Annotated in this window: 15 protein-coding genes; 7 read left to right on the top strand and 8 right to left on the bottom strand. The window is 69.6% G+C overall.

Features of this window, described 5'->3' with window-relative positions:
* Nucleotides 1–112 precede the first annotated feature (112 nt).
* Entirely contained in the window at nt 113–1,597 is a 1,485-nt protein-coding gene (locus AH6_RS36740) for a peptidoglycan D,D-transpeptidase FtsI family protein (protein WP_083983827.1), read from the top strand.
* A gap of 423 nt (nt 1,598–2,020) precedes the next feature.
* The gene (gene pknB / locus AH6_RS36735; RefSeq protein ID WP_067489712.1) at nt 2,021–3,838 is read left to right on the top strand and encodes a Stk1 family PASTA domain-containing Ser/Thr kinase; all 1,818 of its coding nucleotides are present in this window, start codon (nt 2,021–2,023) and stop codon (nt 3,836–3,838) included.
* Nucleotides 3,839–4,030: 192 nt separating this feature from the next.
* Here the strand turns inward: pknB and AH6_RS36730 are convergent, their stop codons facing one another.
* Genes AH6_RS36730 through AH6_RS36715 form a run of 4 tightly spaced genes read right to left on the bottom strand, consistent with a single transcriptional unit; the run spans nt 4,031 to nt 6,174 of the window.
* Entirely contained in the window at nt 4,031–4,609 is a 579-nt protein-coding gene (locus AH6_RS36730; RefSeq protein ID WP_067489709.1) for an anthranilate synthase component II, read from the bottom strand.
* Between the two features lie 7 nt (nt 4,610–4,616).
* A complete protein-coding gene (locus tag AH6_RS36725) occupies nt 4,617–4,802 on the bottom strand; it encodes a hypothetical protein (RefSeq protein WP_067489706.1) in 186 nt (61 codons plus the stop codon).
* Nucleotides 4,803–4,811: 9 nt separating this feature from the next.
* Complete coding sequence (locus AH6_RS36720) at nt 4,812–5,450, bottom strand: class E sortase (RefSeq protein WP_067489703.1); 639 nt, start codon at nt 5,448–5,450, stop codon at nt 4,812–4,814.
* Between the two features lie 31 nt (nt 5,451–5,481).
* Nucleotides 5,482–6,174 carry a DUF881 domain-containing protein gene (locus AH6_RS36715; protein WP_245679629.1) on the bottom strand — a complete coding sequence of 231 codons (693 nt, stop codon included), beginning with the start codon at nt 6,172–6,174 and terminating at the stop codon, nt 5,482–5,484.
* Nucleotides 6,175–6,321: 147 nt separating this feature from the next.
* Between AH6_RS36715 and AH6_RS36710 the strand changes: the two genes are divergently transcribed.
* On the top strand, nt 6,322–6,579 hold the full coding sequence (locus AH6_RS36710) for a cell division protein CrgA (protein WP_067489698.1): 258 nt from the start codon (nt 6,322–6,324) through the stop codon (nt 6,577–6,579).
* Nucleotides 6,580–6,712: 133 nt separating this feature from the next.
* Here AH6_RS36710 and AH6_RS36705 read toward each other — a convergent pair whose 3' ends face one another.
* From AH6_RS36705 to AH6_RS36695, 4 genes are all read right to left on the bottom strand, one after another.
* Nucleotides 6,713–7,570: a rhomboid family intramembrane serine protease gene (locus tag AH6_RS36705; protein WP_067489695.1), complete on the bottom strand. Its 858-nt coding sequence runs from the start codon at nt 7,568–7,570 to the stop codon at nt 6,713–6,715.
* A gap of 38 nt (nt 7,571–7,608) precedes the next feature.
* Nucleotides 7,609–8,133 (bottom strand): peptidylprolyl isomerase, encoded by a 525-nt coding sequence (locus AH6_RS36700; RefSeq protein ID WP_067489692.1) that lies wholly within the window; start codon nt 8,131–8,133, stop codon nt 7,609–7,611.
* Between the two features lie 388 nt (nt 8,134–8,521).
* Nucleotides 8,522–8,707 (bottom strand): DUF397 domain-containing protein, encoded by a 186-nt coding sequence (locus tag AH6_RS43140; protein WP_083983825.1) that lies wholly within the window; start codon nt 8,705–8,707, stop codon nt 8,522–8,524.
* On the bottom strand, nt 8,698–9,483 hold the full coding sequence (locus AH6_RS36695; RefSeq protein WP_157431943.1) for a helix-turn-helix domain-containing protein: 786 nt from the start codon (nt 9,481–9,483) through the stop codon (nt 8,698–8,700). The genes AH6_RS43140 and AH6_RS36695 overlap by 10 nt, the downstream gene beginning before the upstream one ends.
* A 151-nt stretch (nt 9,484–9,634) precedes the next feature.
* On the opposite strand from AH6_RS36695, the gene AH6_RS36690 reads away from it, so the two are divergent.
* From AH6_RS36690 to AH6_RS36675, 4 genes are all read left to right on the top strand, one after another.
* Complete coding sequence (locus AH6_RS36690; RefSeq protein WP_067489687.1) at nt 9,635–10,048, top strand: ATP-binding protein; 414 nt, start codon at nt 9,635–9,637, stop codon at nt 10,046–10,048.
* The gene (locus AH6_RS36685) at nt 10,045–10,620 is read left to right on the top strand and encodes a hypothetical protein (RefSeq protein ID WP_157431942.1); all 576 of its coding nucleotides are present in this window, start codon (nt 10,045–10,047) and stop codon (nt 10,618–10,620) included. Before AH6_RS36690 ends, AH6_RS36685 begins: the two co-directional genes overlap by 4 nt.
* A 419-nt stretch (nt 10,621–11,039) precedes the next feature.
* Nucleotides 11,040–11,483, top strand: a complete 444-nt coding sequence (locus tag AH6_RS36680) for a hypothetical protein (protein WP_157431941.1) — start codon at nt 11,040–11,042, stop codon at nt 11,481–11,483.
* Nucleotides 11,484–11,560: 77 nt separating this feature from the next.
* Entirely contained in the window at nt 11,561–12,355 is a 795-nt protein-coding gene (locus tag AH6_RS36675) for an acyltransferase (protein ID WP_067489681.1), read from the top strand.
* The last annotated feature ends 201 nt before the right edge of the window (nt 12,356–12,556 follow it).

Raw genomic sequence — 12,556 nt, 5'->3', positions numbered from 1 at the left:
GAGCCGGTGCGTTCTGGACTGAGGAGCGCGCGGAGCGACGAAGGAGCGAGCACGCGACGAGGGAAGAACGCACCTCCTCGGGCTCGCTCGGCGCCGACCGGAGGGAGGCAACATGAACATGGACAAGCCGATCCGGCGCGTCGCGATCTTCGGGCTGCTGCTGTTCTTCGGACTGATGGCCCAGGTCAACTACGTCCAGGGCAGCGAGGCCGAGAGCCTGCGCACCGACCCGTTGAACACCCGCCGCTTCTCCGAGGTGTTCAACAACCCGCGCGGCCAGATCACCGCCGACGGGCAGGTGCTGGTCAAGTCGTTCCCCACCGGCAAGAGCAACCCCAAGTACGGGCGCACCTACAAGGACGGGCTGCTGTACTCGCCGATCACCGGGTACTTCAACGGCGGCGCGTCCAAGGTCGAGATGGCCTACAACTCGCTGCTCGGCGGCACCGACAAGCGCATCACCCACCAGCGCTGGTTCGACACCTTCATCGGCAAGAAGCCCGAGGGCGCCGACCTGGAGCTGACGCTGAACACCGCCGCGCAGGAGACCGCCTACCGGCGGCTCAAGGCGCAGACCTCCCAGGGCCGCCGCGGCGGCGTCGCGGTGATCGACATCAGGACCGGCGCGGTGCAGGTGCTGGCCTCCTTCCCCTCCTTCGACCCCAACGAGGTCGCGCCGCAGACCGGGCTGACCGGCGGCAAGCGGCTGGAGGCGCTGGACGCCCAGACCGGCGTGATCAAGCCGCTGATCGACAACGCGATGAGCCAGACCTTCCCGCCCGGCTCCTCCTTCAAGATCGTCACCTCGGCGATCGCGATGGACGGCGGCGCGATCAACAGCCAGAGCCAGGTGTCGACCGGGCAGCTCGTCCTGCCCGAGTCCAACAAGGCGCTGCCCAACTCCCACGACACCGGCCAGTGCGGCGGCACCGCCACGCTGCGCGGCGCGTTCGCCGAGTCCTGCAACACCACCTTCGGCAAGCTGGCGCTGGAGATGGGCATCGACAAGCTCAACGCGGGCGCCACCAAGTTCGGCTTCAACCGCAAGTTCGAGATCGAGCCGGACGTGCAGCCCGCCGAGAGCGACGTGCCGGTCGAGTACTTCGACCCGGCGACCAAGAAGAAGATCCGCACCGGCCGCGACGGCACCGCCCGCTCGGGCATCGGCCAGGAGAACGTGCGCGCCACCCCGCTGCAGATGGCGATGGTCGCGGCGGCCACCGCCAACAAGGGCAAGATCATGAAGCCGTACCTGGTGGAGCGGGCCCGCGCCAAGGACCAGAGCGAGCTGTACCGGGCGCGGGCGCAGGAGTACGCGCAGGCGATGAAGGCCGACACCGCCGACCAGCTCGCCGACATGATGCGCGCGGTGGTCACCGAGGGCACCGGCAAGAGCCTGGCCCAGTACGGGATCGCGGGCAAGACCGGCACCGCCGAGCAGGGCGAGGGCAACCCCAACGCGCGCTGGTTCGTCGGGTTCGCGCCGATGGAGAAGCCGCGCTACGCGTTCGCGGTGGTCACCGAGGGCCCCGAGAGCGGTGGCGCCAACGCCGGCCCGATCGCCGGCGAGGTGATGAGGCAGGTGCTGAAGAAGTGAGACCCGGCCCCGCCTGCGGCGACCGGTCCCGGCCGTGCGAGCGGCCGGCGACCGGTGGTCCGGGCGAGGCCGCGCACGTCCCGGGACGGGCCGCTGCGGCGGCCCCGTCCCGCTTCATGTCCGTTTTGCCGGAATTTGACGGCGACCCGGCTCCGGATACCCTCGGCACCGGGCCGCCGCCCGCGCGAGGACGCCGGACGGCCCCGGAGCGCGCGTCAACGCCGGACTCCTCCGGCGCGTCCCCTTCAGCGAAGGCAACCAGCAAACCGACCAGGGCGACTGCCACCGCCCCGGCACCAACGACACCCACTCCGGCGGGGCGCACCACGGCCCCGCCGCCTTCGGATCCGGCCCGCCCGCCCGCCCGCGGCGGGGGACCGGGTTCGCAGGACAAGGTGTAGAGGTACGAGGGAAAGTGCACATATGAGTCAACCTCGGCTGCTCGGCGGCCGCTACGAGCTCGATTCGGTCATCGGGCGCGGCGGCATGGCCGAGGTCTACCGTGCCCGGGACCTGCGCCTGGACCGCATCGTCGCGATCAAGACCCTGCGGTCGGACCTGGCCCGCGACCCCACCTTCCAGGCCCGGTTCCGGCGGGAGGCCCAGTCGGCCGCCTCGCTGAACCACCCGTCGGTCGTCGCGGTGTACGACACCGGCGAGGACACCATCGGCGACAGCCAGATCCCGTACATCGTCATGGAGTACGTGGACGGCAGCACGCTGCGCGACCTGCTGCGGGAGAACCGCGCGCTGCGGCCGGAGAAGGCGCTGGAGATCACCGACGGCATCCTGCGGGCGCTGGACTACAGCCACCGCGGCCAGATCGTGCACCGCGACATCAAGCCGGCCAACATCATGTTGACCCGCAACCACGACGTCAAGGTGATGGACTTCGGCATCGCCCGCGCGATGCACGACGCCGCCTCCACCATGACCCAGACCGCGCAGGTCATCGGCACCGCCCAGTACCTGTCGCCCGAGCAGGCGCGCGGCGAGCGCGTCGACGCGCGCAGCGACATCTACTCCACCGGCTGCCTGCTGTACGAGCTGCTCACCGGCAGGCCGCCGTTCACCGGCGACTCCCCGGTGGCGATCGCCTACCAGCACGTGCGCGAGGAGCCGGTCCCGCCGTCCCAGGTCGACCACGAGATCCCGACGTGGGCCGACGCCATCGTGCTGAAGGCGATGGCCAAGGACGCCGACCACCGCTACCAGTCGGCGACCGAGTTCCGGCAGGAGATCCAGCGGGTCCTCCAGGGCCAGCAGGTGCACTCCACCGCCGCCTCGACGATGCTGATGGGCGGCGGCGTCCCGCAGGGCCAGCACACCCAGGTGATGGGCGCCCAGCCGCAGCACACGCAGATGCAGCGCCCGATGGGCGGCCCGACCGGCTACGACCTGCCGCCGGTCCGCTACGACGATCAGCAGGGCGACTACGGCCGCGGCGGCGGCAACGGCAAGAAGATCGCGCTGTGGATCGCGCTGGTGGTGGTGCTGATCGGCGGCGCGGGCCTGGTGGGCGTGGCGCTGTCGGGCGGCGACGACGACAAGCCGAAGACGCCGGCGAACGTGGCGGTCCCCTCGGTGGCCGACATGTCGGAGAAGGAGGCCGCCGAGGCGCTGACGGCCAAGGGGCTGAAGGTCAACCCCACCGTCGAGCGCGCCTTCGACGAGGACGTGGACAAGGACAAGGTCATCAAGACCGACCCCGCCGCCGACGCCGAGGTCGCGCCCGGCACCTCGGTCACCCTGACGGTCTCGCGGGGTCCGGCCCCGCCGAAGATGGTGGCGGTGCCCGGCGTGGTCGGCGACTCGCTCGCCGAGGCGCAGCAGAAGCTCCAGGCCAAGGGGCTGAGCTTCACCGTCCGCAAGGTCAGCTCGACCAGCGCCTCGCCGGGCACGGTGCTCAAGACCGACCCGCAGAGCGGCAGCAAGGTCAAGCCGGGCGCCACCATCACGGTGTACGTGGCCGAGGCCGCCCAGGACGTCAAGGTGCCGACGCTGATGCGGCTGCCCAAGGACGCCGCGTGCGCCCGCCTGCGGCAGCTCAAACTCCAGTGCGACGCGCGCGAGCAGCCGGCCCCGGACGCCTCCTTCCCGCCCGGGACGGTCTTCCAGGTGACGCCGCAGGAGGGCACGACGGTCGCGCCGGGCTCGCTGGTGACGATCCTGATCGTGCCGAAGCCCGCGCCCCCGTCGCCCGGCGGCCCCGGCAGCCCGTCGCCGGGGGAGAGCGAATGACGGACGCGTGAAGGGCCCGGTCCCCGCAGGGGGGCCGGGCCCTTCGGCGTCCGGGCATGAAAGGAGGGCTTCCGCCACTCGGGGGCAATGGCGGAAGCCCTCGTTATGGTCTTCGGAACCCGGCATCCGTGTGTTACCGGTTTCACCAGATTTTTTCCCCGCAAAGCGGTGCATGTGCCGCCCGTAGGCGGGTCAGCGGGCGGCGGCGCAGGCCAGCAGCCAGTTGCCGAGCAGCTCGTGACCCGCGACCGACAACACCGACTCGGGGTGGAACTGCACGCCCTCGATCGGCCGCTCGCGGTGCCGCAACCCCATCACCACCCCGTCCGACGTACGCGCGGTGATCTCCAGCGGCCCGGCGACCGTCCCGGGGTCGACCGCCAGCGAGTGGTAGCGGGTCGCGGGGAAGCCGTCGGGCAGCCCGGCGAACACCCCGCGCCCGTCGTGGTGGACGTTGCTGGTGTAGCCGTGCACGACGTCGGGCGCGTGCCCGACGACCGCGCCGTACACCTGCGCGATGACCTGGTGGCCGAGGCAGACGCCCAGCAGCGGCGTGCCGCGCTCGTCGGCGTCGCGGACCAGGTCGAGGCAGACCTCCGCGTCGGCGGGGTGGCCGGGGCCGGGGCTCAGCAGCACCCCGTCCGCTCCGGCGGCGTCGGCGACCGCCACCTGCGAGCGGTCCTTCACGACGCAGTCGGCGTCCAGCTCCCGCAGGTACTGCACGATGTTGAAGACGAAGCTGTCGTGGTTGTCCACGACCAGGACGCGCACCGCCGGCTCAGCCCGGCGAGGACGGCGCGGAGGGGGTGCCGTTGACGACGCCGTGGTCGAACTGCACCTTGGGCTCCAGCCAGGGGAACACCAGGTACCACAGGACCGCGGCGAGCGCGGCGGCCAGCACGAGGGCCAGCACGGCCTTGAGCGGCCAGCCTCCCGGCAGGACGCGCCAGAGCCAGGCGTACACGGGGACCTCCTACTTTCCGGACGCGGGGGCGGCGGCGCGGGGCAGCTCGCCGGTCAGCTCACCGAAGATGATCAGGCGTTGCGCGGCGGAGTACTTGGGGTGGCAGGTGGTCAGCGTGATCAGCCGCTCGGTGGGGCGCGCGCGGGGCTTGAACGGCACCGGCGCGGTCACCTCGACCGTCGACGGCCGCACCACCCTGCGGTCGGTGACCTGGTAGACGTACTGCTTCTCGCGCGTGTCGATCAGGATCTTGTCGCCGCGGCGCAGCTCGCCCGCCCGGTTGAAGGGGGCCGAGTAGGTGGTGCGGTGGCCGGAGACGACGAAGTTGCCGACCTGGCCGGGCAGCGCGCTGCCGGGGTAGTGACCGGGCCCCTTGCGCAGGTCGGCCAGTTCCACGCCCTCGATCACCACGAAGCGGTACTTCGGCCCGAACCGGGGGATGCGGATCATCGCCAGGCCCTTGCCCAGCTTCACCTTCTCGGTGGTGACCTTCGGCGCCTTCCACTCCTTGATCATCTCCTGGCCGAGCGCGTCCTGCTGCTGCTGGGTGTAGCGGCCGGTCCCCCACAGCTCGTAGGTGACGAACAGCAGCAGGACCAGGCCGCCGGTGATGCACAGCTCGCCCAGCCCGCGAATGACCGTCCGCACCGCGCCTACCCCCTTGCTCGCCCGCTCCCGGTCAGGGAGCACCGCCCGGCGCGGCCCCGGCCGGCACCGTCGCGTGGTCCATGGTCACGTTTCCGGTGTAGGCGGGCAACCGGACCCCGTCCAGGCTCCGGACCGCGTACCCCAGCCCGTACTCGCGCACGTACTTCCGGTAGAGCGTCAGCTCGGCGGAGGCGTCCAGCGCCGCGCGCAGCCGCCTCGGGTCGCCGACGGCGGTGATGCGGAACGGCGGCGAGTAGACGACCCCCTGCAGGATCAGGGTATTGCCCACGCAGCGGACGGCGCTGGTGGAGATCACCCGTTGGTCCATAATTTGCATTCCGGCAGCACCGCCGGCCCACAGCGCGTTCACCACGGCCTGCACGTCGGCCTGGTGCACGACCAGGTCGTCGGGGCCGACGCCGCGGGGCGGGCCGCCGGGCCGCGGCGGCGCGTCGTCGAGCGTGACGCGGACGCCGGAACCGGCCAGCGGGGTGAACCCGGCGCCGGCGGCCTGCCGGTCGGCGCCGGCCTGGGAGCGCTTGACGCGCTCGTCGTGCCGCCCGGCCCGGCGGGAGATGCCGTCCACCTCGCGGCGGAGCTCCTGGTAGTGCGCGCGCTCGCGGCGGGTGCGGCGCTGCTCGGCGGTGATCAGCTCGGTGAGCCGGGTGCGGCCCTCCTCGCGCAGGTCGGTACCGCGGGCCGTGCTCGCGCTCGCCGCGAACAAGGTTCCCGCCACAAGCGTGAGGGCCGGAATGATGCTTCCCCACGTTCGACGCCGTACGCTGCTCACCAGCGACTACGCTAACCGACAAAACGACCATGCGCGGACCGGCGCTCCGGCCGCCAGCCGCCCGAGGAGATCGATCCCACCGTGGCCAAGTCCAAAGTGCGCAAGAAGGCCGTCTACACGCCGCCGCAGAAGTCCAAGGCACCGGAGGTCAGCCCGCGCTGGCTGGTGCCGCTGATGGTGTTCTTCTGGCTGTTCGGGCTGGCCTGGATCGCGACCTTCTACGTCACGGCCAGCACCGGCACCGACGTGCCGGGGATGTCCGACCTGGGGAACTGGAACCTGGGCATCGGGTTCACCTCGATCATCCTCGGGGTGATCCTCTCGACCCGCTGGCGGTAGCCCCTACCCGCTTTCCGGGCCGGCGAATCCACGGGTGTTATCCACATGATGGGGACCGCCGACCCCGGCTTTCCCCAGGTTTTCCACAACCCGGTGTTCGGCCTGACGGCCGCCGCGACACGCGCGGCGGCCGTCAGGCGACCCCGGAGGTCAGCTCCTGGGCCTTGACCGCCATCAGCCCGACCAGCAGCACCAGCGTCAGCGCCGAGGCGGCGACGTGCACGGCCGGGCGCCGGACGTGGGCGAAGACCGCGGCCAGCAGCCCGCCGACGACCAGCCCGCCGATGTGGGCCTGCCAGGAGATGCCGTCGGCCCCGAACGTGATCATGAGGTTCAGCACCAGCAGGAACACGATCGGCCCCATCGGCGCGCCCAGCTTGCGGCTGTAGACGAAGAACGCCCCGAACAGGCCGAAGATGGCGCCGGACGCCCCGATCGCCGCGGTGGCCGGGCTCACCAGGCACAACAACGTCGAGCCGCCGAGCCCGGCCAGCATGTACAGCGCGAGGAACCGCCAGCGGCCCAGGATCACTTCGAGCTGCGACCCGACCGCCCACAGCGCCCACATGTTGAACAGGATGTGGGCGGGGCCGAACCCCTCGTCGGGCGGCTGGTGCAGGAACATCGAGGTGACCGGCCGCCACCACTCGCCCTCGGCGACCCCGAGCGGCTTCGGGGCGCCTTCCGGCCAGACCCAGCCGACCATGGCGAACTCGTCCACGACGCGCGGCCACACGACCTCGACCGCGTACGCGAGCAGGCACAGCCCGATCAGCGTGTAGGTGACCACGGGCCGGCCGGGCCGGACCGTCCGCGCCCGCCGGACGCCCCGGTTGCCCTCGGCAACGCACTCGACGCACTGGTGGCCGACGGCCGCGTCCCGCATGCAGTCCGGGCAGATGTACCGGTCGCAGCGGGTGCAGCGGACGTGGGTCTCCTGGCCGGGGTGCCGGTAACAGGTCGGCGCCTCGGTGGCCGGGTCGTTGCTCATGGCGGGGCTCCGTCCGGGGTCGGTCTCCCTGTCAACGCTCAGCGGCGCTCGATCGTCACCGACTCGATGACGACGTCCTCCACCGGCCGGTCCATGCGCCCGGTCGGCGCCGCCGAGATGGCGTCCACCACGTCGGTGCCCTCGATGACCTTGCCGAAGATGGTGTGCCGGCCGGTCAGGTGCTGGGTGTGGGCCACGTTGGTGGTGATGAAGAACTGCGAGCCGTTGGTGCCGGGCCCGGCGTTGGCCATCGCCAGCAGGTAGGGCTTGTCGAACTTCAGGCTCGGGCTGAACTCGTCCTTGAACTCGTAGCCCGGACCGCCGGTGCCGGTGCCCAGCGGGTCGCCGCCCTGGATCATGAAGTCCGGGATGACGCGGTGGAAGATCGTGCCGTTGTACAGCGGCGTGGTCGACTGCTCGCCGGTCTCGGGGTGCCGCCAGGTGCGGGTCCCCTCGGCCAGCTCGACGAAGTTGGCCACGGTCTCGGGCGCCTGCTCCGGGTAGAGCTGGACGACGATCTTGCCCTTGTTGGTGTTCAGGGTCGCAAAGACTTCGTTGGCCACGACGGCCCCCTCCTCGTCGGATGGATGCTTGCGGATTCGTGCACCGACGTCCGCCCCCTGCGTGACGGCGTGATCGCGCACACAGGGTTGGCTCCCCCCGCTCGATGGGAGGGCCGCTCGGCAGGACCTCGCAAACAGGGAGGTTAGCGTGTCCCCAGTCCCGACCCCCTGCTAGGCAAGGGTTTCCCGGGCCACCGGAACCAATCCGCGGACACCGGACCGCGAAGCCTGCCCCATCACCACGACCCCAACCTTGATCGCGGGCTTGAGCCGCTTGCGGTGGACCTTCCGCTGGCAAGCCTCACCGGCCACGAGCCGCCCCAGGCAAGGCAGCCGCACGGACAGGAAACGCCCCTCACAAGAAGAGTGAGAGGCGTTCTCTGCTGCCCTAAAGACTCTTGATGCCATTCACCAGAGAGCGCACAGCCTCCGGAGAGAGAACCAGCTTAGGGCCGTGAGGGTCCTTGCTATCCCTGATACCAGCCGTGCCAGAAATAGCAGCGACTTCAACGCACTGGTCGCCCTGCGCCGAACTACGGGAGGCTTTACGCCACTGGGCGTCGTTCAAGTCCATCGCTCGTCAAGCACCTTTCTGATGCGCGCTCTCGTGTCCGTCACGTTCAGCGCCATAGCTTGGAGTGTAGCGAAGCCTTTGCTGAGTTCCCCCAACTGGTCTTCCTGCGTTGTCGTCTCCCCACCCGTGGCATTAACAAGGTAGGCGGCCTCACTACGGTCATCCTGGGTGGCGATGCCGAAGGGAGCACGGGCTTCCTCTACATAGATCTCTGCGGGGATAATTTGAAGGCATACCTCATCCCAATAGGAGATTTCCAATAGGTACTCCAATTGTTCACGCATGATCTCAGGCGACCCCACCTGTCGGCACAGAACACCTTCCTCCATGACGACGAATATCTTGGGGCACGGGGCGGACAGCACTTTCTTTTGCCGTCCCATTCGGACGACTACGCCTTCCGGCCGCTTAATCAGCGCCGTAGCGTACGCCTCCGTCTGGAACAGGCCGTAGACGAGGTGGCTTTCGTAGGCTCGCAGGATTCCGGCCGTGGCTTCGACCAGCGGGAACTTCACAAAGTGCTTGGGGTATTTCGTACCCCTGATCAACTCGTCCCATGTCGCTTGCAGGTGGGTACCGGACTTCAAGGCGGTGTCCAGCCGTTCGGCGAAATCCCTCCGGCACCGAGTCCAGCCCCGCTCGACTTGGCCAATGTAGCCACGCGTGACGCTGACCAGCGCAGCAAGCCGGTCTTGGCTCATACCGGTCGCAATCCGAAGCGTCTTCACTTCGGTGCCGAAGGCGCGAAGTTCAGGGCTGACCTTTTTACTGGCCAACGTGATCTCCTTCGTCCGGTACTGGCATCGGTAGCGGCCGGTACAACTTTGGAGCTAACGCACTCGTCCCGTAGTACCGTACGCCGCGCCTGCGGGATTGTGGAGTGCGTCACAGAGATTTCACAGGGAGCAACAACGCAGAGGCAGAATCATGATCACCAAGGAACAGCTCCGCCCGCCGGAGGGAATCACCCCGCCGTCATCGCTCATGATCGAAGCCAGGCCCGAAGCGATCAAGAAAGCCCGCGATTTCGTCGGCTTCTGGTTCGCCCGTCACGGCCTGGACGCCGATGACGCGATCGCCGCCGTCTCCGAGCTGGTCACCAACGCCTTCCGGCACGCCTGCCAGCCGGGCGACAAGATCATCATCCGCGTTTACCGCAGCGCCCAAGGCGAGGTGATCGAAGTTCTCGACCCCTCGCAGGAACTGCCCACCATCAAACCGTTCGACCTGACCAGCGAAGACGGCCGGGGCCTGGCGATGCTGTCGATCATGGCCGCGAAGTGGGGCACCTACACCCGGCTCGCGGGCGGCAAGTGCGTGTGGGCGGTGATCACGCAATGAGGTTCCGGCTCAGCCCGCGCCACATGGACCACCCCGCGCTGCTGCTGGTGGACCGCGTCTCCTGTCGGCTGGGCGCGTGGCGGCTGGCGGTCCAGAGCGCGGACGAGATGCGCGACATGGCGGCATCCAACGACAAGCGCGCCGAGCACGCGAAATCACCGGAGGAGCGCGCCTACCTGTCGGGCGAGGTGGACGCCTACCGGTTCGCGGCCCTGCGACTGGACGAGGTGGCGAACGCAGCACAACCCGGCTGGGGAAAGCAGAAGCCGAGCGTCAACACTCCCCACCGCCCCGTCTACCTGTTCGCCTTCCGCCTCAAAGGAGCACGCGCGGCGATGACGGCCGTGGCGAACACCCCCGCCGTGCTCTGCAAGAAGGCCAAGCGGTACGACGAGGAAGCCGCCAAGACCGTCGCGACCGACCCCGACCGAGTCGCCTACCTCCGAGGCCACGCCGCCGGGCTACGCGACGCAGCCGACGAAGTGGATCTGATCTTCCTCGACTGCGTCGCGCTCTGGCCCCAGTGGCGACGGCAGGCAGGCGACAACAACCCCGCTCCACCCTCTCCATAGACAGGGGACGCGTTGGAGGAACGCCGGCCCGCGTTGTGACCATCGCGTCCCCACCAGACGGGTGCCATAGAGCAGGGGAGTTCTAAGGCGCCCGGCACCCTCTCCCCGCTGGAACTCGCTGTCTCCGTGGCGGGGAGAGGGTGTTCCGCGCACACAAAGATCTCCAGCACCAGCCATATGATCTCCGGCTGGCACTGGGACCTATTACTGCTCTGACCTGGCAGAACGCTGGAGGCAGGGGAGACACTTTCGCAGACACCGAGGGCCGTCTCTAGCTGATCCCGGCTGACGTCGAACGACATCGAGTGATCTATCGTTCAACGTTTCCCCAGGTCAGTGGACTTGGGGTTTACCCCCCGCTCGATGGGAAGGCTGCTTGGCAGGACCTCGCAAACAGGGAGGTTAGCGTGTCCCTAAAGATGAGTATCGGTCGCAAGCCGCAGGATGAGGCGCTCTCACGGTTGAGCCGCGCCCAGGATGCCTACCGGCAGGGCTTCGAGGCCTGCCGGAGCGGCGTCGGTCTGGCGGCCGAACGGATCGGCCCGGCAGCCCAGCACACGCGTGAGGTGGCCGCCGAACGCACTCTGGCCGCACGCGGCTGGAGCGCACCCCGGTTGGAGCACGCCGCCCACTACGTGGAGGCCGACCTGGCCCCCCAGGTGAGCACGTTCCTGACCGACGTGGCGCAGCGGGTGGAACCCGAGCCGCCGCCCCAGCGCGGCCGCAAGGCGATGCTGGGCATGATGGTGGCCGTCGCCGCGCTCGGCGTGGCGGGCCTGATGGCGGTGCGCCGCAGCAACACCCAGGAGCTGATCTACGAGTCCGACGAGCAGAAGTCGGACACGAAGGCACACTCCTCGTAAGACGGGAACCGAAGGGCCCGGCACCGATCCGGGCCCTTCGGCCTGCCCGTTCCCTACCAACCGGTACCGTGGGCGCCATGTCGCCGAAACCCCCTTCGCTACGGCACCTGCTGAGGGACCGGGCCCGCCGCGAGATCCACAAGGCCGTGCACCGCGGCTGGGAATGGGTCCAGCGCCACGGGGAGATCACCCCGCACACTCCCGGCAACCGCAGGTTCGCCCACCTGGGCGAGGGGGTCTGCATCGGCTTCCCGGTGGGCAGCATCTACGGCGAACCGTGGATCTCGATCGACGACCACACCCTGGTCGGCACGCACGTGACGATCTCGGCCGGCTTCGTCCCCGGCCTGGACCTGGGCCCCGACACCATCGTGAAGATCGGCAAGAGCTGCTCGCTGGGCCGCGGCACGCACATCGTGGGCCACCAGTCGATCGAGATCGGTGACGACGTCTTCACCGGCCCGAACGTCTACATCACCGACCAGAACCACACCTACGCCGACCTGGCCACCCCGGTGGGCCGCCAGTGGCCGGAGAACAACCCGGTGGTGATCGGCTCGGGCTGCTGGATCGGCACCGGCGCGATCATCCTGCCCGGCACGCGCCTGGGCCGGAACGTGGCGGTGGCGGGCGGCGCGGTGGTCCGCGGCGAGTTCCCGGACCACTCGGTGATCGGCGGCGTCCCGGCGAAGGTGCTGCGGAGCTACGACGAGTCGGAGGGCTGGAAGCCGCCGCTGCGGAACACTCCGCTGATCTCCCTGGACGAACTGGCGGCCCTGTCGGTGGACGGCCTGGCGGGCTTGCAGATCTTGCAGGACAAGCTGCGGGAAGAAGCCCAGCTGAACGAGACCCTGCGCGAAGAAGCAGGCTGACCCCCACCCGAACAACAACCCCAACCCCGTGCTCCGCGCGTGACCAGCTACCTCAGCCCGCGCTCCGCACGAGCGCGCCGACCCCAGCCGTCATGACGGGGGTGCAGGGGGCAGAGCCCCTTGCCAGGGGCCGCGGGGGACGGAGTCCCAGCACGCACTTATAGGCAGGGCAGGCGCTTTGCGCCTTCCGCTGTTCCGGGG

Source organism: Actinomadura hibisca NBRC 15177, from assembly GCF_001552635.1.
Classification (GTDB): domain Bacteria; phylum Actinomycetota; class Actinomycetes; order Streptosporangiales; family Streptosporangiaceae; genus Spirillospora; species Spirillospora hibisca.
This window is presented reverse-complemented; position numbering and strand designations above follow the sequence as displayed.

Coding starts and splice junctions, on each gene's coding strand:
- AH6_RS36675 (WP_067489681.1), top strand. CDS start 11,561: ATGTCGCCGAAACCCCCTTCGCTACGGCACCTGCTGAGGGACCGGGCC.
- pknB (WP_067489712.1), top strand. CDS start 2,021: ATGAGTCAACCTCGGCTGCTCGGCGGCCGCTACGAGCTCGATTCGGTC.
- AH6_RS36705 (WP_067489695.1), bottom strand. CDS start 7,570: ATGAGCAACGACCCGGCCACCGAGGCGCCGACCTGTTACCGGCACCCC.
- AH6_RS36680 (WP_157431941.1), top strand. CDS start 11,040: ATGAGTATCGGTCGCAAGCCGCAGGATGAGGCGCTCTCACGGTTGAGC.
- AH6_RS36690 (WP_067489687.1), top strand. CDS start 9,635: ATGATCACCAAGGAACAGCTCCGCCCGCCGGAGGGAATCACCCCGCCG.
- AH6_RS36740 (WP_083983827.1), top strand. CDS start 113: ATGAACATGGACAAGCCGATCCGGCGCGTCGCGATCTTCGGGCTGCTG.
- AH6_RS43140 (WP_083983825.1), bottom strand. CDS start 8,707: ATGGACTTGAACGACGCCCAGTGGCGTAAAGCCTCCCGTAGTTCGGCG.
- AH6_RS36685 (WP_157431942.1), top strand. CDS start 10,045: ATGAGGTTCCGGCTCAGCCCGCGCCACATGGACCACCCCGCGCTGCTG.